The organism is Streptomyces sp. NPDC001156 (genome assembly GCF_053598275.1).
Window position 1 is genome coordinate 1 of sequence record NZ_JBSFJX010000112.1, and the last position, 25,293, is coordinate 25,293.

Consider the following 25,293-nt stretch of genomic DNA (forward strand, 5'->3'; position numbering starts at 1 on the left):
CTGCCGCACAACTGGCGCTGGCAGCACGCTTGGAGACACCTCTTCGACACCGTCCACGCCCCACCCGAACCCGGCTGACAGCCCCTGCCCACCCGCCCGCCAGGGCCCGACCGGAACCGAACCTGTGGAAAAGCTGGGCAGACCAGCGGATACCACGTGCCCAGGCACAGACACCAACCCGGAACCCGCTCAAAATCCCGTCAGAAGATCCATTTCAGGCCACGTCGGTGGATCAAGGCTTAGACCTGGGCGGCGGTACCTTCGACGTCAGTCTCCTCGACGTCGGCGATGGCGTGGTCGATGCGCGGTCCACGGCGGGCGACAGCCACCCGTGCGGCGACGGGCTTCGACCAGCGCCTGGTGGACCACCTCGCCGACAAGTTGCAGCAGGACAACGGCATCGACCTGCGCAAGGCCCCGCACGCGCTGCAGCGACTGTTCGAGGCTGTGGAAAGGGCCAAGACCGAGCTGAACTCGGTGACCCGAACACAGTTCGCCTGGCGAGCTCAACCTCGTCAAAAGGTCGACATCGACCGGTCGCCGGCGCTCGCGCAGCGGTTCCAGGTCATGGCGGTGCCGACCCTGGTCCTGCTCGACACAGGAGTGGAGATGCCCCGGGCTGGTGCCGCCCCCACCCCGGAGCTGCGCCGCTGGGTGGAGGAGACCATTGCGGGCCGCGGTTGAGCGGTCCCGCCCACGGAAGGATGACCCTCATGGCCACGATTCCCGACCCGCACCTGGCGATGGTGCGCCCAGTGACGCCCCGTACCCCGGAGGGCTGCCAGGAGTGCCTCATGGAGCGTTCCCCCTGGGTGCACCTGCGGCTCCGCCTCACCTGCGGGCACGTCGGCTGCTGCGACTCCTCGCCCCTCAAGCACGCCAGGCGGCACGCGGGCAGCGCCGGTCACCCCATTGTGCAGCCCTTCCAGCCGGGAGAGGACTGGCGCTGGTGCTACGTCCACGAGGCCCTGGTCTGATGAACACGGCCGAGCACAAGCACGGTGCGGTCCGCGAGACACCGGACCGATACGGGGCGTTCCCGCGCTTGGCGCCGGAGCAGCTGGAGGACCTGACCGCGCACGGTGAGCGCCGCAGGACCGCCGAGGGCGAGGTGCTGTACCGCGAGGGCGAGCCGTTCCGGGAGTTCCTCGCGATCCTCAGCGGGACCGTCGAGATCCTCCACGACCACGGCGGGCCCGACGAGCGCACGGTGGCGGTGCACGGACCTGGCAGGTTCCTGGGTGAACTCGGGCTGCTGGAGGGCCAGGCGGCGTTCGACACCGCCGTGGTGCGCGAGGCGGGCGAGATCCTGGCCGTACCGGTGGAGCGGCAACGCGCCCTGGTCGGCCGCGACCCCGTCCTCGGCGACCTGATCCTCCGCGCTTACCTGGGCCGCCGGTATCTGCTCATCGGCCTCGGCGCCGGCTTCCGGATCCTGGGGTCGTGTTATTCACCGGACACGCTGCGGCTGCGTGAGTTCGCCGCCCGCAACCGGCTGCCCCACCGCTGGGTAGATCTGGAGAAGGACAAGGAGGCGGAGGCGCTGCTGCGTCGGTTCTCCATCCGTCCCGAGGAGACTCCGGTCGTCATCTGGAAGGGCGAGCGGGTGCTGCGCAATCCGAGCAACGCCGAACTCGCCCGGCTCATCGGGCTGCCCGCCCCCTCGCCGGAGGCCGGGCGGTGCGACGTAATGGTGGTCGGTGCGGGCCCTGCGGGACTCGCCGCCGCCGTGTACGGTGCCTCCGACGGCCTCACCACGGTCACCGTCGACGCCGTGGCCACCGGAGGCCAGGCAGGTACCTCGTCTCGCATCGAGAACTACCTTGGCTTCCCAGCGGGCATCTCCGGGGGCGAGCTCATCGAACGTGCGGTGCTCCAGGCCCACAAGTTCGGTGCCCGCCTCATGGTGCCGGCCCAGGTCAGCGGGCTCACCCCGCAGGACGACGAGTACGTCGTCACCTTCACAGACGGGTCCCGGGCCCGGGCGGGCGCTGTGGTGCTCGCCTCGGGCGTGTGGTACCGCAGGCTCGAGGTGCCCGGCATCGACCGCCTGGAGGGCATCAGCGTCTACTACGCGGCGACGGTCCACGAGGCCAGTCTCTGCCAGGCGGATCCGGTCGCCGTGGTCGGCGGCGGGAACTCCGCCGGGCAGGCGGCGCTGTTCCTCGCGAACCACGCCTCCAGGGTCCACCTTCTCGTCCGGGGCGGTGCCCTCAACGCGGACATGTCGCGCTACCTGGTGGACCAAGTGGTACGGCACCCGAAGATCGAGGTACTGCTCCACACCGAAGTCCGGGGCGTCTCCGGGGAGGAGAAGCTGGAGTCGCTGATGGTGGAGAACAACGCAAGCAGTGAGCGCCGGGAGCTGCGGGCCGCGGCGCTGTTCGTGTTCATCGGGGCCCAGCCGCGCACGGAATGGCTCAGGGGCGTGCTGGCCCTGGACGAGAAAGGCTTCGTCCTCACCGGTGCCGACGCCCATGCGGCGGCCGACGCTACCCGGTGGGCCTCGCTCGGCCGTGGTCCGTTGCTGCTGGAGACCACCCTTCCCGGGGTCTTCGCCGCCGGCGACGTCAGGAGCGGCTCGGTCAAACGGGTGGCCTCGGCGACCGGTGAGGGTGCCATGGCGATCCGCCTCGTGCATGAGCACCGGGAGCACACAGGCAACCTAGTTCGCACCGCGGGCCCCGAGGGGCGTCGGCCGGTGGCGGGCCGGTCCGTGTCCTGGCGCTGACCCTCCCCCTGACGGACCCTGTAGGCGGCCCGACCCACCACACGGTGGTCCTCTCAGCGGGCGCCCAGCGCACCGCCGACAGTTCCCCTGGACGGGATGAACCGGGCGAGGGAGAGGTAGCAGCCCGCATCGGGCTGGTGCCCGACGAGCGGGCCCAACGACTCCGGTGTGAGCAGGAACGCCGCGGTGACATGGGCGAGCACGAACAGCGTGGCGTAGAGGCAGGTGATGCCGATGAACAAGGTGATCACGGTGACGAGGTTGAACAGGCGGGCCTGCTGCCGGGCGATCTCGTCGCGCGGACGATCCCACAGTTCATGGTCGACTACCAGCCAGCCGACCAGCGCGGTGATCGACAGCAGGGTGAACACCGCGTCGCGGAGCGGCCCCACCTAAAGGGTGACCCGCCAGATGTCGCTGCTGACGAGGCCGAGCGCCGCGGTGGCGAACACGCCGGCGAGCGCTCGCAAGAGGCCGGTGAACAGCAGCCAGGGCCGGTTGACGCGAACCCCGCTTCACGCCGCGGAATACTGGACGTTGTCCTGGTTCGTCGCTTCGGTCGCCACCGTGGGCGGGGCGCTGGGATCAGGCTTGGGGAGCGACGAGGCGATCCGGGCAGTCGCCTACTCCAAGCGCGAACGGGAACGTCGTCACATGCTCCATGACGACCACGGTGACCAGCCCCTGAAGTGAACCGATACCGGCGCAAATGGCTCCCGGACGCGCGTGTCGGCATCGCCGCTCACCGCTGGCCGGCGTGCCGGTAGTTCGGGCTACACGCGGCGGTCCTTCGGACCAGCCCACGCCCGCTGAATTAGGCAGTTTCGTTTGGATCAGCTGGTCGATCGGTGCGTCGTCGTTTCGCGTCGGGGGTCGACGGGGACTCGGACGGCACGCCTCCGGAGCGCCGGGGCTCCGCCTGGCGGGCCGGCGGTGGCATCACCGTTTCACCTGAACCGGGTGAACGGCCCGCAGAGGCGTGCCGGAGCCACGGACCCCGTCGTACCACCTTCCGGGAGTCAGGCTCTTTGCGCCCTCTCCATCACCACCATGCCCCGACATCAAGGAAAGTCATCATGAAGGCAGCGGTATATGAAGGTCCGCGAACGGTCGCGGTGAAGGACGTACCGGACGCGAAGATCGAACACCCCTGCGACATCATCGTCAAGATCACCACCACCAACATCTGCGGTTCGGATCTGCACATGTATGAGGGCCGCACCTCGTTCGAGCCTGGCCGCACCCTGGGACACGAGAACATGGGCCAGGTCGTGGAGGTCGGCTCGGCCGTCCGCAAGGTCCAGGTCGGCCAGTATGTGGTCCTGCCCTTCAACATCGCCTGCGGCTTCTGCAAGCAGTGCGAGCGGGGTCTGACCAACTACTGCCTGACCATGCAGCCGGAACCGGCCCTCGCCGGAGCCGCCTACGGATTCGCCGACATGGGCCCCTACCAGGGCGGCCAGGCGGAACTGCTGCGCGTGCCCTACGGCGACTTCAACGCGCTGCGTCTGGGCGAGGACGCCGCCGACCGGCAGACCGACTATGTGATGCTCGCCGACATCTTCCCCACCGGCTATCACGCCACCGAGATGGCCCACGTCAAACCTGGCGACCAGACGATCGTCTTCGGGGCCGGTCCCGTCGGGCTGATGGCGGCCTACTCCGCCCTCCTCAAGGGCGCCGGCCGTGTCTGGGTAGCCGACTACCAGCCCGACCGGCTGCGCAAGGCGGAGGAGATTGGGGCCATCCCGATCAACACCGCCGAGCAGAAGCCGGCGGAGGTCGTCAAGGAGGCCACCCTCGGTCTGGGCGCCGACAACGGCTGTGAGTGCGTCGGCTACCAGGCACACGACCCCGAGGGACACGAGGACGCCAGCCTCACGCTCAACGGACTGATCGATTCGGTCAGGTTCACGGGCGACATCGGCGTGGTGGGCGTATTCCTGCCCGAGGACCCCGGCGGTGCCGAGGCCCAAGGGGAGCTGGAGGCGCAGGGCAAGGTCCCGATCGACTTCGGCATGATGTGGTTCAAGGGCCAGCACATGGGCACCGGGCAGGCGCCGGTGAAGAAGTACAACCGGGCGCTGCGGGATCTGATCGCCGGCGGGAAGGCGAAGCCGAGTTTCGTCGTCTCCCACGAGCTCAGCCTGGACGAGGCCCCCACTGCCTACGAGCACTTCGACGCCCGTGACCAGGGCTGGACCAAGGTGGTCCTGCATCCGAATGGACACGGTAACGGCCACAAGCGGTAAGGGACCCCAGGCCGCCGTCCTGCCTGTTTCCCCCGGACCGGTCCGGGGGAACGGGGGGCGATCGGCCCCGGCTCCGGCCGGGGCTGGACGGGCAGCGATCGCCTGCGCTCCGGTCGGACCTGAACCAGCGGCGATCGCCCGCGCTCCGGCGCGGTGGGACGGACGGAGGACGCCTCCCGCGGTCCAGCTTGACGGGCGCGTACTCGACAGGCGGGGTCTGGATCCGTTCCTAAAGTCAAAGCCATGGATCTGCAGGTGATGCACCCGTCAAGCCCATGCTCACCAAGGTGGTGGCGAAGATCCCGCCGGACATGCAGTGCGAGGCGGCCCTCGGGACTGGTGAGGTCGCATTGATGAGTCGCGTATTCACCGATGCGCGAGGACTTCCGTCACGGTTGGTAGTGGCGTCCGGCATGTCCTCATAGCTCTCACCCCCACCCGTTCTAGGGTCGAGTGGTGGCGATGAAGATTCGCAGGAACCGATCGTGATCGCGACTTTTGGGTCGAGCCGCCGCAGGGTGAGGAAGGCCTGAGCGGCGGTGACGAGGGTGACGTGGTGGTGCCAGCCGCGCCAGGTGCGGTCCTCGAAGTGGTCCAAGCCCACGCCGTGCTTAAGCTCGCGGTAGTCGTGCTCGATCCGCCAGCGCATCTTCGCCCACCGCACCAGGTCGGCGATCGGTGTGGTGGAGAGCAGGTTGGTCATCCAGTAGCCGGTCGGCTCGTCGGCTTCTGCGGGCCGTTCGACCAGCAGTGTCCGCAGTGGCAGCACCCCGTCCCAGCGGCTGCGGCCGCCAGCCTGTTCCTGGGCCGTGCGGGAGGCTTCCTTGCCCGACGGCCGCACCTCAACCACGGCGAAACGCGAAGTCATCGTGCCTTTGCTGCGCTGCCGCCAGGCGACGTCCTCGAAGCGGTTACCGGCCTGGATGAACGTGGTCAGAGGCCGGGCCGCCCGGCGGTAGCAGGGCAGTGTGGGCGGTCCCAGACCGCCGTATTCGGGCTGATACGGCTCGGCGGTGGCCGGGCGGGCTCGCCAATGTACGCGAAGGTGCCGGTTTATGGGTGTAGTTCGGCCCGGGGGCGTGCGCCCGCCGAGCGCGGCGCTGTCATGAGGCGGCGGCGCGGCCGACGCGACCCGGCAGGGCGTTCCGGCTAGCCTCATACCCGTGACGTGGCTGCGGGCCTTCGGGGAGGTCGTGCGATCTGGACTCACGATCGAGGAGACGCGGCTGGAGCCCCTGCTCGCGCTGCGCACGGCTGCTGGGGTGGCGATCGTCATCGGGCCGGCGTTGTGGCTGGTCTCCCCTGCGTACGCCGCGTCCGCCGCCCTCGGTGCCTACTCCGCGGGTGGGGCCACCTTCCAGCGGACCTGGCGTCCACGCAAGGTGATCGCGCTCGGCGCGGGCGCAGGTCTGGCGCTCAGCACCTTTGTGGGCTACCTGGCGGCGGGGCGACTCGTGACGTTCCTCCCACTGCTGGCCGTATGGGCCTTTGCCGCTGGGATGGCGTGGGCCGTCGGATCGACCGCTGGGATCGTCGCAGCGACGACCGTCGGCAGCATGCTGGTGACCATCACCCTGCCCACGAGCGTCGGGCGAGCCCTGGAGCACGCCGGGGTCATCGCGCTCGGAGGCGTGGCGCAGGCCGTGCTGATCTTGCTGTTCCCGATCCGCCGTTGGGGGGCGCATCGTGACGCGCTCGCCGACGCCCTGGCCGCCGTAGCGGACTACGCCCGCCGGCTGCGGCACGACCCGACCGCCCCGTTCGACCCGGAGCCGTTGATGACGGCCCGGGACGCGGCCGCCGTGACGCCATCACAGGCCCGCACCCGTCCCCCCCTCCTCCACGGCCCCCGGGGCCTCGCCGAGCGCATCCGGCCGGTCGTCGCCGCGCTCGCCGACCCGGACATCGGCGCCCCGGCGGAGGGACCCGGGCGGGACCGGGCGCGGGAGTTGCTCAACGCGGCCGCCGACGTCCTGGACGCGGCCGCCCGTTCGATCCGCCGCGGCACTCCCGCCGAGGTGCCGCCCGGGAGCGCGGACGTCCTGCGCGTTGATGAGGAGCACGAGGTGCTGGAGGGGCCCGCGCGGCAGGCCGCCGAGCGGCTCGTGGAACTGCTCGGCGAGGCGTTGGAGATCGCCGAAAATGGCGGCGCGCGCGGGAAGACGCCCACGCCGCCCGGCCCCGCCGGCGCCCAGTTCCTGGTGCGCCCGACAATGTTCCGGCTGGTCCCGGTCGTCGTCCGGGCGGTCCGCCGTGAGCTCCGTGGGGACTCGCCCGTGTTCCGGCACGCCGTCCGCCTGGCGGCGGTGGCCACGCTCGGCTATCTGATCGCCGCCTGGCTACCCCTGGGCCACGGCTACTGGGCGCCCATCGCTTCCGTGATGGTGATGCGGCCGGACTTCCACCGGACGTACGCGCGTGCGGTGGCCCGTCTCGCCGGGACCCTGGCGGGGGTCGCGCTGGCCACCGGGATAGTGCGGGCCCTGGGCCCGGACGCCCATGTGTCCGGCGCGCTGGCGGTGGTCTCGGCAGGCCTGTCGTACACGCTGATCCGTACCGGCTACGCCTACTCCCAGTGCTTCACTGCCGCGTACGTCGTCTTCCTGCTCGGCATGGGCGGCCAGGCGTGGGAGCAGACGGTCCCGGAGCGGGTGGTGCTCACCCTGCTCGGCGGGGCCCTGGCAATGCTGGCGTACGTGGTGTTCCCCGCATGGGAGACACCCCGGCTGCCGGGCCGGCTTGCGGACTGGCTCGCCGCCAACGGCCGCTACGCGGCCGCGGTGCTCCGCAGCTACGCCGAACCGACCCGGGAGCGTCGCGCGGACATGCGCAGGGCACTTCTGGCGAGCAGGGAGGCACGTGCCGCCTGGCAGGAGGCCTACGACCGGGCAAAGCAGGAACCGGTCCGCCCCAGGGGTCTGACGTTGCGCGAGGCGGAGGAGGCGCAGGAGGCGCTCAAGGGGTTCGGCCGGGCGGCGATGCTCATGGAGAGCCACGTCCCGCGGGCCGACAGCCGTTTCGTCCCCGAGGCGGAGCGGTTCGCCGAGGCCGTGGAGGCGGACACCGCGCAGGCGGCAGTCGCCGTGCGCGAGCACAGGAATCCGGACTGGGGGCGCGTGGAGGAGGCGCTCCAGGCGTGGGAGGGCGCCGCCGGGGACCGGACCCCGGTGGTGCGGCGCGGGGCGGAACTGCAGAAGCGGGCCTTGGAGGACCTCGCGACGGCCGTGAGCCGCACACCCCTGGAGCGGGACGTCGGCTCTGCTCGCGAGGAGCAGCGGGTGCGGGCGGCCGTGGCGGCGGAAGGTGACGGATCAGGGCCCGCGCACCGGGGTGGGTGACGGCGCCGGCGATGGGGAGCGCCGCGCCTCCTGGAGCGGGAAGTAGTCTCCCGGCCGCGTCGAGCGCCGCCACACGTACGCCGCTGTCGCCATCACGAGGATCAGCCCCGCCAGGATGAGTAGTTCGATCCCCTCGACGTTCCACCGGAAGGACTTCTCCGCCTCGGCCGTCACGATGAGCACCCTGCGGATGCCGGCAATCAGGCCGACCACGAGGAACGGCTCCGCGTCGAGGGTCTGGTTCCTGATGGTGAGGCGGACGGTGTGGAGCAGCTCGGCCACGATGAACAGCACAAGGCTGTTGTCCAGGGTGGAGAGAACGACCGTACCCTCGCGGTACGGCCCCTGGATCGACCTGATGACGTCGTGGACGACCCCGACGGTCAGGAGCCCCGCGAGCACTACGAGGAGCGCTGCGACGACGAGGTGGATGCCGTCCTCGATGAGCTGCAGGAGGCCCTGTAGTCGGCCGCCCTCGATCTTCGGGAGAATGGGTCGCACAGTCAGCATGCTAGGGGTGCCCCGGCCCGCAGGCGCGGCGTGCTGCCGAACGGGTGGACGAGCGGATAGCTCCCTGTGGTGGCAGGCTGCCCTAGCTATCCTAGGAGCACGAACGACCGCGACGGCCAATCTCAGTGCCAACCAAGGCTCCGTTGATCCCGAAGCCGGAGTCAGGCTGGCATACACGTGCGGGGGATGTGCCGCCTGCGATACGTGCGGCGTGGAGACAGCGAGTTCTGCCTAACAATGGTGGCCTGGGGGCCAACTACTTCGTCACCCATGAGTTCTTGCCGGCGGACCATCCGCTGTACGGGGCCGCTTTGCGGGCGCTGCCCGCGGGTCTCATCCTGCTGGCCCTGTGCAGGCAGCGGCCACGTGGCGCATGGTGGTTGCGATCCGCCGTACTCGGGTTGCTCAACCTTCCGGTCGCCGCAGCCGTGCACGCTGCCGCTGACCGGGAAGGCGTGCATGGACCGCGTCATCACCGACCTCGGCGTCTTCGACATCACCCCGCGGGGCTCCGCAGCTGGTGCGGCAAGTGCGGGCAGCAGTACGCGCACGCCTGTGCCGCCAGCGGGCGAACCTGGGGGCAGGCGGCGCAGGTCCAGGTACGCCGCTCGCGCAGCGCGACGGCGAGGTCTTCCAGGTACGTGCCCACGCCGTCCCGCCTACCGGACTGCTCGGCATCGCCGCGGCGGTCACGTGTTTCGGGGTTGTGCTCGACAGGCTCAGGGGTAGAGGCCGGCCCGGAAGGTGAACGAGACGAGTTGCGCTCGATCACGTGCACCGACCTTCGTCATGGCCCGCACGGCGTGCGTCTTCACGGTGAACGGCGACACGGACAGCTGGGCCGCGATCTCGTCGTTGCCGAGACCGCTTGCAACGAGAACGACCACGTCCCGCTCCCTGGGTGTCAGAGCGTCGAAGCGTCGCAGCAGTTCCTGGTCGATCACCGGGGGCGGACTGTGGGTCATGTGACCAATGAGCGCGGCCGTCGCGGCGGCCGACAGCGCACCGCCACCGCCGACGACCTCGGCGATTCCGGCGACGAGTTCAGCGGGGCTCACGGTCTTGCTCAGGAAACCGTTGGCGCCCGCGCGCAGGGCTGCGAGGACGATGTCGTCCTGATCGAAAGTAGTCAGCACGATCACCCGCGTCTTTTCGGGCGGATGCTCATCGCGGATCCGGCGGGTGGCTTCGACACCGTCGATGCCGGGCATCCGGATGTCCATCAGGACCAGGTCGACGGGGTGGTCCCGGAGGAAGGGGACGACCTGGAGTCCATCGGAGAGATCACCCGCGACAACGAGACCCGGGTCGAGCCTGAGCATCGCCCGGATCCCGGCCCTGATGTCGTCCTGGTCGTCGACGATCAGAATGCGCGTCATCGGACGACGGCTCCCAGGGGGCTGAACTCCGCGTGGACCCGGAATCGCCCGTCGTGACGGTCGATCGTCAGCCGCCCGCTGGAGGACTCGACGCGTTCGCGCATCCCCACGAGTCCGAGTCCGCTGCCCGACCCGGAGCCGCCGGGTGAGTGACCGACGCGGTTCTCCACGGTGACGCAGATCCTGCCGTCGCGCTCGCCCACATCCACCGTCGCCGTCCCCTCTCCATGCCGGTAGGCATTCGTGAGTGCTTCTTGAACGACCCGGTAGACCGTCACGCCGACGCTCGGCTCCACGAATCCGGCGGGGATGTCGATGGAGGGTCGGATGTCGAGGCCGATGCTTTCGAAAGAGGCGATAAGTCCTTCCAGGCCGCTGAGCGCCGGGGTCGGCCGGAGCGCCTCGTCGTCGTAGGCGTCGTCCCCGAGGCGGAGGAGCGCGAGGATACGTTGCGTTTCGACGACGACGGTGCGGGCGCTGGACCTCGCCGAGACGAGGGCCTGCCGGGAGGATTCGGCGTCTTCGGGTAGCCCTATCTCCGCGGCACCGAGGTGCAGGCTCAGCATCGCGACCTGGTGGCCGATGACGTCGTGGAGGTCTCGGGCGATGCGGAGTCGTTCTTCGGTCACTCGTCGGGTGGCTTCGATCTCGCGGGTGGCGATGGCGCTTTCGGCCCGTTCCTCCAGGGTCCACCAGTGCTCTCGATGGATGCGGAGCGCGGCCCCCGTCGCACCTCCCGCCACGGCTGAGAAGAGGGCGGCGGCTCCCACGACCGCCCCGCCGCGGAAGCCTCCGAGTGTCATGAACGCCCCCAGGAAGAACGCCGCCACGATGCCGGTTCCGGCCAGCGGCTGCTTTCCCCTGAGGGTGACCGAGAACAGCACGAGTACCGCCATCATCCACACCGACAGGGGGTCGTGGCCCACCGCTGTGACGGCGAAGGACGCCGCGCTCGCCACGACCAGTCCCGCCCACGGCTTCCACCACGAGAGGGTGACACCGCCGCCGGCGAGGAGCACGGAGAGGGCCGTGGGCCAGTCCGAGCCTCTCAGTACCGCTGCCACGATCTGACCGGTGAACACCAGCGCGGCCACCGCATAGGCGACTCGGTGCAGCACCTCGGGGCGGCGGACCCACACCGGTGCCGAGAGCCCGTCCTGACTGTTCTGCGCCTTGACCATGAGCCGATTCTCGTTCACGTGTGCGGCCGCCGTGTACTTCGAACGGTGTAGACGGCGAAGCCGCCTCGGCCGGTGGAGAGGGGGAGCCTCGGTCGATGGGGGCGGCAGAACTCATTCCATCGAGGTGGACGGCAGAACTACTTCGTTCGAAGTACGCGGCCCCTCCCGAGGCCGCTGAGACTCGTCATCGAGGCGACCGTCTCGCACCGTCACGATCACAACGGGACACTCGATGACTCAGACCACCATGACTTCGACAACGTCGACCACGGCCACGACGACGCCCTCCGGGCTCCGATCGCTCCATCTGATCCGAGTCGTCTTCTCCCTGATCTGGGTGGCACTCGTCCTCACGACCTCCGCCTCGCTCGTGTCGACGGACAGGCCCACGGTGATCGCGGCCGTGCTGCTCATCGTCTACCCCCTGTGGGACGCCGTCGCCACGCTCCTTGAGCGTCGTCTGGCCGGCGCCGGCTCCACGAACCGCGTCAGTACCATCAACGTGGGTCTCGGCCTGGCCACCACCGCCGGAATGATCATCGCCGTGTTCTCCACCATCGGGACGACCCTTCTCGTGTTCGGTGTCTGGGCCCTCCTTTCCGGAGCCGTCCAGCTCGTCGTAGCGATCCGCCGTCGGCGCACTGTCGGCGCCCAGTGGCCCATGGTCATCAGCGGCGGACAGTCTGTCCTCGCCGGTGCCACCGTCGCTGCCACGTCCGCCTCGGCGACGAGCAGCCTGTCCACCGTCGCCGGATACTCGGCATTCGGTGCCTTCTGGTTCCTTGTCTCCGTCATCGCCCTGAGCATCCGCAGCCGACGCGAAAAGCGTTGACCACCGCTCTGAGCCGGAGGCCGGGTGCCGTGGCCCGCCGGTCGGGCCCTGCCCGTTACTCCTGCCCGCCCCCGTCGTCGTCCTCGTCCAGCTCCGGCGCCTCCGGGTCGTGCAGCGGGCGCAGGGCGCCGGCGGCCGGGGTCGAGGCCGTGAAGCTGTAGCGGCCGAGCAGGTTCAAATTCTTGTGCTTGAGCGGGGAGAGCCGGGCAACGTCCTCGTCGCGGATCTCGTGGCCCTCGGCCCGCGCGGGGCGACGGCTCCGCGGTCGCCGCGGACGGCACCCATCTGATCGCCACAAGGGCACGGCATCCCGCTGGCGGTATCGCTCACTGGCGGAAACCGCAACGACGTCACCCAACTCGTCCCCCTGCTCCATGCCGTCCCGCCCGTACACGGCCGGCGAGGGCGGCCCCGACAGCGACCGGTGGCGCTCTACGCCGACCGCGGCTACGACCACGACCAGTACCGCAAACAGGTCCGGGCCCTGGGAATCACCCCAGTCATCGCCCGCCGCGGCACCGACCACGGTTCAGGTCTGGGCGTCCACCGGGGGCTTACCACGCGATCGCCCTACTCAAGATCACGCCGTCCGGGCCAGACTGACGACAATCGCCCCAGTCGACGTGACTGACCGTGGCCACCAGATCTGCCGGACCGCCGGCCACGACACCACCGTTTCGACATCCGGCTGCGGCTCAGAGCAGGGCGTCCAGGGTGATCGGCAGCTCGCGGATGCGCTTGCCGGTGGCGTGGTACACGGCGTTGGCGATCGCGGGCGCGATACCGACCAGGCCGACCTCGCCGACGCCCTTGGTGCCGGTGGCGGTACCGCGATCCGGCTCGCCGACGAAGACCACGTCCAGGTCCGGGACATCGGCGTTGACCGCGACCAGGTAGTCGGCGAACGTGCCGTTGGCGATGCGCCCGGTGCGCGGGTCGGTGACCGTGTCCTCGAACAGGGCCAGGCCGATGCCGCCGATCGTCCCGCCGATGATCTGGCTCCTCGCCGTCTTCTCGTTGAGGATGCGGCCACCGTCGATCACGGACACCACCCGCGCGACCCGGATGAGTCCGAGGTCCGCGTCTACCCGGACCTCCACGAACTTCGCGCCGTACGCGCCGGCGAGGGACATGCCCAGCTCGGTGGTGACCGGCGGTGTGCTGTTGCCGTTCGCCGTGAGTTCGGACAGCCCGTGCCGGGCGAGGATGTCGGCGTACGACTCTCCGAGGTCCGGGCGGCCCGCGGGGTGCACCCTGCCGTCGGTGCACTCCACGTCGTCCGGGGAGTAACCCAGCAAAGGCGAGTCCGCGTCGCCGCACGCGAGTTCGGCGAAGGAGCGGACCAGTCGCCGGCAGGCGTCGTGTACGGCGTTGCCCAGCGCGCCGGTGAGGCCGGAGCCGCCCGCCATCGGCGAGTTGGGCATGTCGGAGTCGCCCAGGTCGAAGCGGACCAGATCCAGGGGCAGTCCCAGTTCGTCTGCGGCCAGCTGGGCCATCACCGTGTAGGTGCCGGTGCCGATGTCCGTCGCCGCACTGCGCACCAACGCGCTGCCGTCGCCGTTGATGGTGGCCTGCGCCGAACACGGCTGACCGAAATAGGGGAACCACGCGCTCGCCATGCCGTAGCCGACGAGCCAGTTGCCGTCTCTCATGGAGCGCGGCTCGGGGTTCCGGTCGGACCAGCCGAAGCGTCGCGCACCGACCTCGTAGCACTCCAGGAGCGCCTTGCCGGACCAGGGCAGCCCGTTACGCGGGTCGACGTCGGTGTGATTGCGCAGCCGCAGCTCCAGCGGATCCATGTGCAGTCGGCAGGCCAGTTCGTCGAGCGCCGACTCCAACGCGAAGTTGCCCTGCGCCTCGGCCGGGGCGCGCATCGACATCGGCACGGCGATGTTGAGACGGGCCTGACGGTCCTGCGTGATCACGTTGGGGCACCGGTAGGCATAGGCGCTTCCCGACGCGAACGGCTCATAGTCAGTGCCCTCCATGCTCAGGGAGCTGAGGCTGTGGTGGTCCAGAGCGACCAGCTCGCCGTCACGCGTGGCACCGACACTCAGCCACTGCGCCCCGCTGGGCCGGTGCCCGACGGAGGTGAACATCTGCGGCCGGGTCAGCACCAGCTTGACGGGGCGCTTGATCACTCGTGCGGCCATCGCGGTCAGGGTCACGTGCGGCCACGCGCGCAGCCCGGAGCCGAAGCCCCCGCCGACGTAGGGCACCAGGACCCGTACCGCACTTTCGGGGATGCCGAAGACCATGGCGAGGGTCGTGCGCACCATCGACGGCCACTGGCTGGTGTCGTGGACGGTAAGGGTGTCGCCCTCCCACACGGCCAGGGTGGCGAACAGCCCCAGCGGGTTGTTGGTGTTGTCGGACGTGGTGTAGGTGGCCCGGAGGGTCACCTCGGCGGACTCCAGCGCTGCGGCGGTCTCGCCGCGCGCGGTGTCCGTCTCCCACGGGTCGATGAGCTGTTCGGCCCGCGCGTCATGGAGGTCCAGCAATGGTTCCGTGGCCTCGTAGTCGGCCCGCACCAGGCGCGCCGCGGCGGTGGCCTGCTCCGGAGTCTCGGCCACGACGAAGGCGATGTGCTGCCCGTGGTGAAGGATCCGGTCGTTCCGCAACGGTGCGGGGAGCGACGGCCCGATGGCCGTCACGGGACCCGTCCGCACCTTCGGGATGTTCTCGTGGGTGAGAACTGTGATCACGCCGGGGGCGGCTTCGGCGGCGTCGGTGTGCATGCGGACGATCCGGCCCGCGGCGACGGTGCTCTGCACCAGGGCACCGTAGGCCTGGCCGGGGACGCTGAAGTCCATCGGGTACGGGGCGGTGCCGGTGACCTTGCGCGGGCCGTCGACCCGGTTGACGCCCGCGCCGACCCGCGGCCTGCTTTCCACGGTGCTCATGTGGTCACTCCTGAGACGGTCTGCAGCTCGCGCACCAGGGTGCGCCGGGCGAGCGGCACCTTGAACGCCGTTCCGGGGACGGTGAAGGCGTCGTGCATGGTCGCCTCGGCCGCGTCCTGGAACGTGGCCGTCGTGGCGGAAGCGCCGGTCAGCACGTGCTCGGCCTCGTAGGCCCGCCAGGGTTTCGTGCCCACGCCGCCGAGGCCCACCCGGGCCTGACGGATGGTGCCGTCCTCCACGACGAGCAGCACCGCGGCCGAGGTGAGGGCGAACTCGTACGACGCCCGGTCGCGGACCTTCAGGTAGCCCGACCGGGCGGCCGGCGGCGGGAGCGGGATCTCGACCTCGGTGATCAGCTCGGCGTGCTCCAGAACGTTCTCGCGCTGGGGGCTCTCGTCGGCCGTCAGGTAGAAGTCCGTCAGCGGCACGGTTCGGGCCTTGGACAGCCCCTGGATGTGCACGACGGCGTCGAGCGTCACCAGGGCGACGGCAAGATCGGATGCGTGCAGCGCGATGCAGCGCTCGCTCGCGCCGAGCACGGCGTGCATACGTGCCGCGCCCTGCACCGCGGCACAGCCGGAACCCGGCGTGCGCTTGTTGCATTCGCCGACCGTGGGGTCGCGGAAGTAGCGGCAGCGGGTGCGCTGCAGCAGGTTGCCGCCGATGGTGGCCATGTTCCGCAGCTGCACCGATGCGCCCTGCAGGAGGGACTGGCGCACCATGGGCAGGCGCTCGGTCACCGTGGCGTCGGCGGCCAGTTCCTCCATGGTGGCCAGCGCTCCCACGTGGAGGGCCTCGCCGCGTCGTTCGATGCCGTGCAGCGGGAGCCGGGTGATGTCGATCAGCCGCGGCGGCTCCAGGACGCCGTCCTTCATCAGGTCGAGCTGTGTCGTACCGCCCGCGAGGCAGGACGCCGCCGGCTCCTCCGCCAGCAATCGCACCGCCTCGCGGGTGTCGGTGGCCCGGACGTAGTCAAAGGCGCGCATCGTGACCTCCGCGGGAGGCCGCCTCGCGGATCGCCGCGACGATGTTGGGATAGGCGCCGCACCGGCACAGATTTCCGCTCATGAACTCCCGGATCTCCTCGTCCGAGCCGGCCCGGCCTTCGGCCATGAGCGCCACCGCGGACATGATCTGCCCCGGCGTACAGAAGCCGCACTGGAAGGCGTCGTGCTCCATGAACGCCTGCTGCACCGGGTGCGGACCGTCGGCGCCGGCGATGCCCTCGATGGTGGTGATCGCCCGGCCCTCGGCCTGCGCCGCCAGGGTCAGGCAGGCCAGCACCCTGCGGCCGTCCAGGAGGACGGTGCATGCGCCACAGGCGCCCTGGTCACAGCCCTTCTTGGTACCTACGAGTCCCAGCCGGTCACGCAGGGCGTCCAGCAAGGTGACCCTCATGTCCATACGCAGGGCGTACGACCGTCCGTTCACTGTGAGTGTCACGACCCGCTCCGGGGCCGCAGGCCGCTCGCTCACGTCCCGCCTGCTCGCCACGTCCGTCATCGCGTCCTCCTCGGGACGGGTCGCACACGACTCCGGCCCTACGCGCGCGCAGGTGAGCCGTTTCGACAGCTTCGGGGAGATTCAGCACTTGATGTCACGATATAGGCGAAAGAGACCATTCGGCATGTGGTCCGATCGCGAGGAGGCCGGGGCGGCATGGGCGACCCCAGCTTCCCCGTGCTGCGGAGGCTGATCGGGCACAGGACGGAGAGACCGTGTCCGGATGCGCCATTCCGGAAGCCCCACCTGCGTGAGGATGGTCGGTCTGACCCGCGCACCCCGCGGACGCAGGGTGTCCCTCGCGTGCGCTGGGCGGTGCTCGCCGAGGCGTCCAGGACGCCGATGACCGTGCGCGCGATGGAGCCCTGGCACCGGGCGGACTCAGACCGAAGCGGGGATGGTCCGTGCTGATGGCCCGGTGGTCTGCGGCCAGCCGGTCGCAAGCGCCTGCCGGCCCTCCAGGCTCCGGCCCATGCCGTGCAGCAGCAGAACCGGCATGGTGTCCATGTCCTTCAGTTGGTCGACGCTGGCGCGCAGCGGTGAGACGGTGGTCCGCAGTCGCGTGACGCGACGAACTCGCGGACCGCCCTCAGCGACACGACCAGGTGGCACGGCTGGCGCGGGCGGGCAGGCGGGCGGGCAGGCGGGCAGGCGGGCAACCTTGACTGCGATTCCGCGTTCACGGTCGACCACACCGTTTGCCACCCGTCAGGACGGCCGGGCGACGCGCTACGCCGCCTCCACCTCCCAGCCCCGATTCCGCTCGCCCACCCGCACCTGCATGCCCCGGCGGCTTCCCCGCATCAGTCCGGCACGGCTGAAGCCCGCACCATCACACAGTCGAACTCCACCACCCGTCCCGTGGACTGCTCCCGCGTGACGGGGTACATGCCGGTGACCTCGAAACCGTGGCTCTCGTACTCGGCGATGGACTCGTTCATGCGCGGGCTGCCCTCGTACAACCGCAGCAGGGCGACCTCCGACTGCATTCCGACGAACTCCTGGGTCCGTTCACCGGCGCCCGCGAAGACCTCCAGGTCGTACCCCTGGGTGTCCATCTTCAGATAGGGGCGCGGGTCGTCGATGTCGGCCAGTGCCTTGTCCATCACCCCGTCGAGGCGGCGGATCTCGATCTCCTCCGTCTGCGACTTGGCGAACCGGAGATAGCGGTCGCGGCCATAATCGCTCGGCGACAGCAGGGAGTTCATGGTGTTCCAGCCCGTGTGTATGGACTTGGTCTCGTCCTTGCGGCCCAGCCCGAACGGGTACACCCACCAGTCCGGGTCCCCTTCCGCCGCCTTCTCCAGCTTGGCGAAAGCGGCGGCCGTGGGTTCGAACGAGACGATACGGCCGGCATAGCCGTCCCGGCGCAGCCGGCGTGCGTACTGGCCGGCGTTGGCGCCCACATCGAAGACGCAGTTCACCTCGTACCGCGCAAGCAGCGCGGCCACGTGGTGGCCACACAGATACTCGGCTGCCGCCAGCTGGACTCCGCGTTCGTTGGCCTCCGCCCGCGGGTCGAGCAGCAGCTGCGCTCCGCTGTCCCCGAGCCGCACGCTCTTCCACCCCTCCCCCTGCGCCTCCGGCTGCGCGTCGCCGCGGGGCCGAGAGACCAGCCACTGGTCCGCCGCCACCGGCGCCACGGCATACGGGCGGCGGCCGGTGCGGGCCAGCAGATCCGCACCCGGTCCGACAGCGAGCCGGGTACGGGCACCTCGACGAGACACCACGGCCTCACCGGGGCCGAGGTCGAGCACCTGCACCCCGAGTCGAGGGAGCAGCCTGAGAAGGGTTCTGTATAGCGTCTGCATTAACCCACCGTGTCAGAAGACCGTCGCGTGCACTACGGACAGACGACAAGTTCTTACCAGTGGCCACATCGGCTTCGGACAGTGATCCTCACATCACCGTGTCCGAGAAGGTCAGACCTCGCCCGACATCCGGGGGCTCTACGTCACCGTCTCGATCCTGTTGCCACACGACGCCGCTCAGCCCTCTGCGGTCGTCCAGCCGCTTCCGGCCACACCGCGGCTCAGCCAGTTCCGTGGCCCCCGGCGCAGTTTCGTTTCCGTATGCCTGGTTCGAAGCCGATCAGGATCCGGCCACATGACTGCTCCTACACACTCGGCTTCTGGAAAGCCCTGCGTGAGGACTTGCCCACCCGCGAGCAGAGGCGCTTGGTTCACAAAGCCGCCCATGTTCTGGACAGTCTGCCGCAGTCAAGCGCGACCAGCGGCGAAGAAGATCCTGCGGCAGATCTACAATGCCGCGACGGGAGCGCGCGGCCCGGGCCGGTGTTCCGTTCGCCAGGCAGTTCGCCGCGACATTCCTCAAGACCGCTGCGAAGATCACCGACGACGAGGATGAGTTGCTGGCGTTCCACGATTCCCCGGCCGGGCACTTGATGCACCTGCGGACCACCAGCGCCGTCGAGTCGGCCTTCGCCACCGTCCAGCCGCAGACCAAGGTCTCCAAGGACGCCGACACAAGGACGGCCACGGCCACCCTGGCCATGGCGATCAAAGTCGCCGAGTCCGGCCGGAACCGGTGGCGCGCGGCGAACGCCCCCCACCCGGTCGCCCTGGTCCGGGCCGGCGCCCCCTTCGAACGTGGTCAACCGTTCGGACCCGCCCCGGTAGTGGCGGCATGACCCAGCCGCGGGGCGGGATGCTGCACCACGTCGAGATCTGGGTGCCCGACCTCCACCGGGCCGTCGTCTCCTTCGGCTGGCTGCTGGAGGCCCTGGGCTACACGCCGTTCCAGCATTGGAGCAAGGGCCGCAGCTGGCGCCTCGGAGCCATCTACCTGGTCTTCGAGCAGTCCCCGGCCCTCACCGCCGGCGAGCACGACCGATGCCGACCTGGGCTAAACCATCTGGCGTTCTACGTCGCGGATCCCCGCACCGTGGAGTCGCTGGCCGCCGAGGCCCCGCGGCACGGCTGGAGCCTGATGTTCCCCGAACGCCACCCGCACGCCGGCGGCGAACAGACCTACGCCGCCTACCTGGAGAACATCGACGGCTTCGAGATCGAACTGGTCGCCATCAACCCATCCGAACCGGACTGACGACGATCACGCCGTCCCCTCCGGAGGCCTGGGCCGCTGAACTGAGACGTCGAGCATCTCCAGAGCACGCGCCATTGCCTCGGCGTACATGCGTTCATGCAACTACTTCCCCAGGAACATCCTCAACGCGGCTGACCGCCAACAGATGTTACCAAAGGGGCCCTTTGGACCGGCCCACCGGTCGGCCGGTGCTGCGCTACGGAAGCGCCCGGTCCGGCGAGCTGGTCCATGTCGGCATCAGAAGGCTCGGCAACAACCTCAACGGCGGCAAACCAGAAGTGGGCGCGCCTATAGGCCTCTTGGGGAGTACCGAAACTGTCAGTGGCGACAGCGATCAGCCAGCGGTGAGCCTGCGGGGGACGCAGTCGGAAAGCCGGAGTTCCTACACGTCAGGCACGTGGCCGTCAGAGGTCGACAGGACAAGGGGGAGGTCTACAGGCCGGCTTGCTGCCGCTCGGGAGGCACGGCGGTTTCCGATAGGTTCGATCACATCCCGTTGGAGCACAGACCTACGCGTGAGGGAGCTCGCATGGCCTCTATCCACCACACCACCATGACCCCCACCAAGCTGGAGCTGCTCACCGGCTGGCTGCCGAGGCAGAGTTGGTACGTGGGCGGCGCAGAAACACCGGAGCTGGTCAAGGCCGGTGGGTTCCGTCTGGACGATCCGGTGGGCACGGTCGGAATCGAGTTCATGGTCGTGTCGGACGCCGGCGCGCAGGAGCCGGTGGCGTATCTGGTGCCGATGGGCTACCGCGATGCGGCGCTGGAGGGCGTCCCCGCCGAGGCGTTGATCGGCACCTCCGAGCACGGCGTGCTCGGCACCCGGTGGATCTACGATGGCGTCCACGACCCGGTCGTGGTGGCGCAGTTGCGCGCCCTCCTGCGCGGTGAGGCGATGCCGCAGCACCAGAGCAAGAGCGACACCCCTGACCCGACCGTCACCGTGCACGGAACTGGCCCTGGCGACGGGCTTGACGTTCAGGTCAACCGCGTCCTGCGGCAGGCGGAGGCTGCGCAGAGGTCGTCCGGATACCTCGTCGCCGGGTGGACCTGGCCGAACGGAACGACTGCACGGGGAGTACTCGCGGCCGTCGCGCCGCGGTGAGAGCTCGCGTAGACAGTGAGCGTGCGGTCATGGTCGGCGGTTCGGCATTGGTTCCAGCGGTGTGTTGCCCAGGACCGCGGATCAGGCTGGGCACGGTGATGATCGTGTCGGCGAGATCGAAGAAGGCACCAATGACGGTGACGCAACGCTCGTAGACTGCGCGGGACGGCCAAAGGCGTTCTGCCAGGCGAGAGTGCGTCCGACGTGCCCGCGCCGACTGGGCTGGAATGGGCGAGGGCTTTGTCGATGCCAGGGATGTCGCTCAGTCCCTCGTCCAGCCCGTGGAGCAACACATGACGTACCGCACCCGCGGGGGGTACAGAGGCTGGTCCCGTTGTTTGCGAACGGACGTGGCGTCGAAGACGTACCGGCCCACGGCAACCGCCGCTCCTTCGCAGTCACTGATCGTGCCGACACAGGCATGGGTGGCCAGCAGGTCTATGGAGAGCACGATGGTGAGGGCGGTAGCGGATGCCCCCGTTGGCCGCCCTCCCCTGCCTTCTCCCGTGTGGGCATCCCGCGCATCGCGACGGCTTTATTCCTTCCTGAGCATGGCAGGGTAGAGCTTGAAGCATGGAACGCGTCAGGGCCGCACCCGGGATCCGGGTGCGGCCCCGTGTATGCGGTGCAAGTGTGCGATATGGTCCGCTCTCCGAGGGATGGGGGAGGCGATCTCCCACGCCAGCCGGCCCGCCTCGCCGGACATCGGCCCGCCGGCCTGGGCGACCGTCACCAGCAAGCACACCACGTCGTCGCGCACTTCCTCGGGGCGAGCGAGCCGCCACCGCCCTCGCCGCCGCACGGGCCCAGCACACCACGCTGCCTGGCCAGGAGACCGGCGCACGCATCACCGAGGATCTCGTTCAACAAGTCCTGGACCTGGACGAGCGCCTCAGCCGACTGAGCCGAGGTCCAGGCCCGGATCGAAGCGGTCGCCACGGGGACAATTCCTTGATCTCTACTGCCGGATTTGACGCACCGCCGACTGAGCCGCCGCGCCAAAGCCGGCGATCAAGCCTCAGCGGTAACGGAGGGTGACGTAGAGCCCACATGAGGTTGACCGGACGCTGGACCGGATACGGCAGGTCCCCGGGGCAGATGAAGTCGCCGAAATGATTCGGACTAGTATCGACTCGACGGATGTAGATCTCTGCCCGTTCACATCCGATCACATGTGGCCCAGCAGGTACCCCAGCGGTGAGCGGAGGCGACAGTTGGCCATAATGAATGCCGGGGGCGGCGATGCGGACAACACCGGCCCGTTCATGCCAAGTGCCCCCCATCCGCCGCACCAGCCGCAGGGCCTGCGGGCCATACAGACTGTGCGGTCGCTGGAGCGACGCCGTACGCGGCTACAGCTACTCGACGCCGTGGACGAGGACCGGCACGATGTCGAGGTTCTGCTGACCGCGCTCCAGCAGGCGGTAGCCGAGGTGCACGGCTTGGGCGGCATGGTGCATCTCCCGGGCGGCGGCATGAGCGGCATCCTTTACCTGGTCGCCAGCAGTGGCCTGCCCGAGTCGATGACCCGGCCCTGGCTGATCATCCCGGCACGGGGCGCGGCACCACCCAGCAGGGCCGCCCGCAAAGACACCATCACCTGGGCGCCCGAGCTGGCCCCGCCCGACCCGGTGCCCGGCCGGGACCCCGCCGCCCTGTGGCCTTCCCGGCTCCCCGCCGGCATCGGTCATCTGGCCGTCCCCATTCCCGGCCGTGGCCGGCGACGCGGCGCGCTTTCCGTCCTCTTCGCACCAGGCACCGAGCCCGGCACGGCGGACGGCGCGTTTCTGAACGAGGTGGCGGTCTGGATGTCCGGGAGGCTCAGGTCGTCCGGGATCCTCAATCCCTCCCCCACCCTGCTGCGCGCCCTGGAGAACGGGCCCGGACCACGGGAGGCCCTCCCGCCGGACGTGGCGGGGATGCCCACCCTCACGTACACCTGGGACCTGCGCACCGGCGAGCTGACCTCCGACCAGCCCGTCGAGGAGGTGCTGGCCGGCATCGATCCGGAGGTGATGAGCGGGGGCATCGAGGCGTGGGCAGCGCTGATTCACCCGGACGACCTGCCAGGGGCAGTAGCCGGCTTCGACGCGGGCATTCAGCTGCGCGGCGGCTTCCAGAACGAGTACCGGATCCGACGCCAGAACGGTACATACCTCTGGATCGAGGCCAGTGCCAGGACGATCACTGACGAAGAGGGAACACCGGTGAAGGTGATCGGCACCCTCCGGGACAGCAGCGAAACGCACGCCGCCGCCGAGTCGGTGGGGCGGGCGCTGCGACACATGAGCGACGGCTTCGTCTCCCTCGACACGGACTGGCGCATCGGATTTCTCAATCAGGCCGCCGAACGGCTCTTCGGCGCCGCGGAGGATGTGGCCGGAGCCGTGCTCTGGAACGTTCCCGCGGTACGTGCCGTGCCGGGGCTGGAGCAACGGTGCCGGGCCACGGCGACCGAGGGGCAGCCGGCCGGATTCGACGTGCAGTGGCCGGACGGAACGTCCTGGTACCACCTCCGGCTGGTGCCGGTGCCGGAAGGCCTCACGCTCTACATCACGGACACTACCGAGCGGCATCTGCGGGAGGCCGATCGGGCCGCCGCGGAGCACGCGGCTGCGGAGCGGGCGGCCCTGGTGCAGCGCATCACGCGGGAGCTGGCCGAGGCTGTCACGGCCCAAGACGTGATGACGGCGGTGGCCGACGGTGTCATGACACCCGTCGGGGCCACCGGACTCATCATGCTCGGCGTCGTCGGCGACCGGCTGAACGTGATCGGCTCCCGGGGATACTCGGAGCGCTTCATCCGGTTGCTGGACGGGCAGTGGACAGCGATGGACGCCACGAACCCGGTAGGCGACGCCATGCGCACCCGCACCCCGCTCTACATCTCCTCCCCGGAGGAGATGCTGCAGCGTTACCCCGAGACCGAGATCCTGATCCGGGAGGGCGGCAAGCAGGCGTGGGCCCTTCTGCCGCTGGCGGTATCGGGGCGCGGGATCGGCGCGGCGGCCATCGCCTTCGGCGGACCGCGGGTGCTGGACGAAGACGAACAAACGCTGCTGACTGCGCTCAGCGGACTGATCGCGCAGGCCCTGGAGCGAGCCGGGCTCTACGACGAGGCCACGACCCGGGCCCGTACCCTCCAGCGCAGCCTGCTGCCGCAGGCACTGCCCAAGTTGCCCGAGGTGACGGCGGCCGCGCACTACCAGCCGGCCAAGCAGGGAGCCGACGTCGGCGGCGACTGGTACGACGTGATCCCGCTCTCCGCAGCCCGGGTGGCACTCGTGATCGGCGACGTCATGGGCCACGGTATGGCCGAGGCCGCCACCATGGGCGCGCTCCGCACGGCCGTCCGCACCCTCTCGGAACTGGAGCTGCCACCCGACGAAATCCTCGGCCACCTCAACGACATCGTCGGCGAGCTGGGCACCGATTCCTTCGCGACCTGCCTGTACGGCATCTACGACCCGGTGACCCGGCGTCTGTCGTACGCCAGCGCCGGTCAGCCGCCCCCGGCGGTGGCCCACCCCGACGGCACCGTCACCTTCCTATCCATGACCCCCGACCCGCCGCTGGGGGTGGCCGCTCCACCCTTCGAAATCCTCGAGACCCTACTGCCCGCCGACAGCCTGCTCGCCCTCTACAGCGACGGCCTGGTCGAGAGCAAGGACAGGGACGTCACCACCGGCATGAGTCGCCTCGCCGAACTCCTCTCTCAATCCCTGAACGCCATGCCGACCTCACCGGCGAACGCGTCCGACCTGGACGCCCTCTGCGCCACCCTCACCTCCGCGCTCCTCCCTGACCACGGCACGCTGATCGACGACGCCGCCCTGCTGCTGGCCTGCACCCACCCGCTGGACGCGGAGAACGTCGCCGAGTGGCCGTTGCCGGAGGACCCGGTGGCGGCGGGCCAGGCCCGCGAACTGGTCCGCGCCCAGCTCGCCGACTGGGACCTGACCGATGAGGACCTGATCATGACCACCGAACTTGTGGTCAGCGAGCTCATCGGGAACGTCATCCGGCACGCCTACGGCCCCATTCGGCTGCGTATGCTCCGCAGCCGCGCGCTGATCTGCGAGGTTTCCGACACCAGCCTGACAACGCCGCACATCCGCCAGACGTCCGCCACCGACGAGGACGGCCGCGGCCTGCAGCTCATCTCCGCACTCTGCCAGCGCTGGGGCACCCGCCACACCCGCACCGGCAAGTCCATCTGGACCGAACAACCCCTACCCACCACCTCAACTTGATTCTTGACCTCGCACCTCACCCGACTTGCTGAGATCTACGATTTCCGGAGACAGCCGACACTGCCGTCCGCCATGCTTCGACGTGTCGAGTGACCGCGCGTGAAGGAACGGCCGCTGAAGCTGCCGCGCTGATCGACTCGCAGTGGAACCACTCCTGCCGGGTGCGGTATCCGCCCGGAGCCCGCTTCGAGCCCCTCTCGCCCACCGGCAGCGACAACCGGTGCGCGATCGTCTTGA

22 protein-coding genes and 6 pseudogenes are annotated in these 25,293 nt (G+C 69.7%); 14 read left to right on the forward strand and 14 right to left on the reverse strand.

Features of this window, described 5'->3' with window-relative positions:
• Positions 1-227: 227 nt before the first annotated feature.
• The 4 genes and pseudogenes from ACWDA7_RS34585 to ACWDA7_RS34600 form a co-directional block, all read left to right on the forward strand.
• Positions 228-293: pseudogene (locus ACWDA7_RS34585) on the forward strand (hypothetical protein); the annotation flags it as partial.
• Between the two features lie 7 nt (positions 294-300).
• Positions 301-684, forward strand: coding sequence for an Hsp70 family protein (locus ACWDA7_RS34590; RefSeq protein ID WP_450609565.1), 384 nt, complete (start codon positions 301-303; stop codon positions 682-684).
• A gap of 29 nt (positions 685-713) precedes the next feature.
• Positions 714-977 carry a UBP-type zinc finger domain-containing protein gene (locus ACWDA7_RS34595; RefSeq protein WP_450609604.1) on the forward strand — a complete coding sequence of 88 codons (264 nt, stop codon included), beginning with the start codon at positions 714-716 and terminating at the stop codon, positions 975-977.
• The gene (locus ACWDA7_RS34600) at positions 977-2,731 is read left to right on the forward strand and encodes an FAD-dependent oxidoreductase (RefSeq protein ID WP_450609567.1); all 1,755 of its coding nucleotides are present in this window, start codon (positions 977-979) and stop codon (positions 2,729-2,731) included. Before ACWDA7_RS34595 ends, ACWDA7_RS34600 begins: the two co-directional genes overlap by 1 nt.
• Before the next feature lie 53 nt (positions 2,732-2,784).
• On the opposite strand, the gene ACWDA7_RS34605 is transcribed toward ACWDA7_RS34600, so the two are convergent.
• Entirely contained in the window at positions 2,785-3,123 is a 339-nt protein-coding gene (locus ACWDA7_RS34605; protein ID WP_450609569.1) for a hypothetical protein, read from the reverse strand.
• Between the two features lie 106 nt (positions 3,124-3,229).
• On the opposite strand from ACWDA7_RS34605, the pseudogene ACWDA7_RS34610 reads away from it, so the two are divergent.
• Positions 3,230-3,424: pseudogene (locus tag ACWDA7_RS34610) on the forward strand (hypothetical protein); the annotation flags it as partial.
• Positions 3,425-3,807: 383 nt separating this feature from the next.
• A complete protein-coding gene (locus ACWDA7_RS34615) occupies positions 3,808-4,983 on the forward strand; it encodes a glutathione-independent formaldehyde dehydrogenase (protein ID WP_450609571.1) in 1,176 nt (391 codons plus the stop codon).
• A 496-nt stretch (positions 4,984-5,479) separates the two neighbouring features.
• Here the strand turns inward: ACWDA7_RS34615 and ACWDA7_RS34620 are convergent.
• Positions 5,480-6,010 (reverse strand): annotated as a pseudogene (locus tag ACWDA7_RS34620) (IS701 family transposase); the annotation flags it as partial.
• Positions 6,011-6,146: 136 nt separating this feature from the next.
• On the opposite strand from ACWDA7_RS34620, the gene ACWDA7_RS34625 reads away from it, so the two are divergent.
• The gene (locus ACWDA7_RS34625) at positions 6,147-8,321 is read left to right on the forward strand and encodes an FUSC family protein (RefSeq protein WP_450609573.1); all 2,175 of its coding nucleotides are present in this window, start codon (positions 6,147-6,149) and stop codon (positions 8,319-8,321) included.
• On the opposite strand, the gene ACWDA7_RS34630 is transcribed toward ACWDA7_RS34625, so the two are convergent.
• Positions 8,295-8,831 carry a phosphate-starvation-inducible PsiE family protein gene (locus ACWDA7_RS34630; RefSeq protein WP_450609575.1) on the reverse strand — a complete coding sequence of 179 codons (537 nt, stop codon included), beginning with the start codon at positions 8,829-8,831 and terminating at the stop codon, positions 8,295-8,297. The two genes, ACWDA7_RS34625 and ACWDA7_RS34630, sit on opposite strands and share 27 nt — an antisense overlap.
• 227 nt (positions 8,832-9,058) lie before the next feature.
• On the opposite strand from ACWDA7_RS34630, the pseudogene ACWDA7_RS34635 reads away from it, so the two are divergent.
• A pseudogene (locus tag ACWDA7_RS34635) lies at positions 9,059-9,280 on the forward strand (EamA family transporter); the annotation flags it as partial.
• Positions 9,281-9,327: 47 nt separating this feature from the next.
• On the opposite strand, the gene ACWDA7_RS34640 reads toward ACWDA7_RS34635, so the two are convergent.
• From ACWDA7_RS34640 to ACWDA7_RS34650, 3 genes are all read right to left on the reverse strand, one after another.
• Entirely contained in the window at positions 9,328-9,480 is a 153-nt protein-coding gene (locus ACWDA7_RS34640; RefSeq protein ID WP_450609577.1) for a hypothetical protein, read from the reverse strand.
• A 70-nt stretch (positions 9,481-9,550) separates the two neighbouring features.
• Positions 9,551-10,210 (reverse strand): response regulator transcription factor, encoded by a 660-nt coding sequence (locus tag ACWDA7_RS34645; protein WP_450609579.1) that lies wholly within the window; start codon positions 10,208-10,210, stop codon positions 9,551-9,553.
• Positions 10,207-11,391 (reverse strand): sensor histidine kinase, encoded by a 1,185-nt coding sequence (locus ACWDA7_RS34650; protein WP_450609581.1) that lies wholly within the window; start codon positions 11,389-11,391, stop codon positions 10,207-10,209. The genes ACWDA7_RS34645 and ACWDA7_RS34650 overlap by 4 nt, the downstream gene beginning before the upstream one ends.
• Positions 11,392-11,638: 247 nt before the next feature.
• Between ACWDA7_RS34650 and ACWDA7_RS34655 the strand changes: the two genes are divergently transcribed.
• Positions 11,639-12,223 (forward strand): DUF308 domain-containing protein, encoded by a 585-nt coding sequence (locus ACWDA7_RS34655; RefSeq protein ID WP_450609583.1) that lies wholly within the window; start codon positions 11,639-11,641, stop codon positions 12,221-12,223.
• A gap of 55 nt (positions 12,224-12,278) precedes the next feature.
• Here ACWDA7_RS34655 and ACWDA7_RS34660 read toward each other — a convergent pair.
• A pseudogene (locus ACWDA7_RS34660) lies at positions 12,279-12,467 on the reverse strand (hypothetical protein); the annotation flags it as partial.
• 60 nt (positions 12,468-12,527) lie between these two features.
• On the opposite strand from ACWDA7_RS34660, the pseudogene ACWDA7_RS34665 reads away from it, so the two are divergent.
• Positions 12,528-12,791 (forward strand): annotated as a pseudogene (locus ACWDA7_RS34665) (transposase); the annotation flags it as partial.
• A 127-nt stretch (positions 12,792-12,918) separates the two neighbouring features.
• Here the strand turns inward: ACWDA7_RS34665 and ACWDA7_RS34670 are convergent.
• From ACWDA7_RS34670 to ACWDA7_RS34690, 5 genes are all read right to left on the reverse strand, one after another.
• A complete protein-coding gene (locus ACWDA7_RS34670; protein WP_450609585.1) occupies positions 12,919-15,126 on the reverse strand; it encodes a xanthine dehydrogenase family protein molybdopterin-binding subunit in 2,208 nt (735 codons plus the stop codon).
• The gene (locus ACWDA7_RS34675; protein WP_450609587.1) at positions 15,123-16,112 is read right to left on the reverse strand and encodes an FAD binding domain-containing protein; all 990 of its coding nucleotides are present in this window, start codon (positions 16,110-16,112) and stop codon (positions 15,123-15,125) included. The genes ACWDA7_RS34670 and ACWDA7_RS34675 overlap by 4 nt, the downstream gene beginning before the upstream one ends.
• On the reverse strand, positions 16,099-16,629 hold the full coding sequence (locus ACWDA7_RS34680; protein WP_450609589.1) for a (2Fe-2S)-binding protein: 531 nt from the start codon (positions 16,627-16,629) through the stop codon (positions 16,099-16,101). The genes ACWDA7_RS34675 and ACWDA7_RS34680 overlap by 14 nt, the downstream gene beginning before the upstream one ends.
• A gap of 381 nt (positions 16,630-17,010) precedes the next feature.
• Positions 17,011-17,136 carry a hypothetical protein gene (locus ACWDA7_RS34685; protein ID WP_450609590.1) on the reverse strand — a complete coding sequence of 42 codons (126 nt, stop codon included), beginning with the start codon at positions 17,134-17,136 and terminating at the stop codon, positions 17,011-17,013.
• Positions 17,137-17,432: 296 nt separating this feature from the next.
• On the reverse strand, positions 17,433-18,440 hold the full coding sequence (locus ACWDA7_RS34690) for an FkbM family methyltransferase (RefSeq protein WP_450609592.1): 1,008 nt from the start codon (positions 18,438-18,440) through the stop codon (positions 17,433-17,435).
• Positions 18,441-18,892: 452 nt separating this feature from the next.
• Here ACWDA7_RS34690 and ACWDA7_RS34695 point away from each other — a divergent pair, with 452 nt between their 5' ends.
• From ACWDA7_RS34695 to ACWDA7_RS34705, 3 genes are all read left to right on the forward strand, one after another.
• Positions 18,893-19,279 (forward strand): hypothetical protein, encoded by a 387-nt coding sequence (locus tag ACWDA7_RS34695; protein WP_450609594.1) that lies wholly within the window; start codon positions 18,893-18,895, stop codon positions 19,277-19,279.
• Positions 19,276-19,695: a VOC family protein gene (locus ACWDA7_RS34700; RefSeq protein ID WP_450609596.1), complete on the forward strand. Its 420-nt coding sequence runs from the start codon at positions 19,276-19,278 to the stop codon at positions 19,693-19,695. The genes ACWDA7_RS34695 and ACWDA7_RS34700 overlap by 4 nt, the downstream gene beginning before the upstream one ends.
• 529 nt (positions 19,696-20,224) lie before the next feature.
• Positions 20,225-20,803: a maltokinase N-terminal cap-like domain-containing protein gene (locus ACWDA7_RS34705; protein WP_450609598.1), complete on the forward strand. Its 579-nt coding sequence runs from the start codon at positions 20,225-20,227 to the stop codon at positions 20,801-20,803.
• Positions 20,804-21,386: 583 nt separating this feature from the next.
• On the opposite strand, the gene ACWDA7_RS34710 is transcribed toward ACWDA7_RS34705, so the two are convergent.
• Together ACWDA7_RS34710 and ACWDA7_RS34715 are read right to left on the reverse strand one after the other, a co-directional pair.
• Positions 21,387-21,605: a DUF6417 family protein gene (locus tag ACWDA7_RS34710; protein ID WP_450609600.1), complete on the reverse strand. Its 219-nt coding sequence runs from the start codon at positions 21,603-21,605 to the stop codon at positions 21,387-21,389.
• On the reverse strand, positions 21,533-21,742 hold the full coding sequence (locus ACWDA7_RS34715) for a hypothetical protein (RefSeq protein ID WP_450609606.1): 210 nt from the start codon (positions 21,740-21,742) through the stop codon (positions 21,533-21,535). Before ACWDA7_RS34715 ends, ACWDA7_RS34710 begins: the two co-directional genes overlap by 73 nt.
• 326 nt (positions 21,743-22,068) lie before the next feature.
• Between ACWDA7_RS34715 and ACWDA7_RS34720 the strand changes: the two genes are divergently transcribed.
• Entirely contained in the window at positions 22,069-25,056 is a 2,988-nt protein-coding gene (locus ACWDA7_RS34720) for a SpoIIE family protein phosphatase (RefSeq protein ID WP_450609602.1), read from the forward strand.
• Positions 25,057-25,293: the final 237 nt, after the last annotated feature.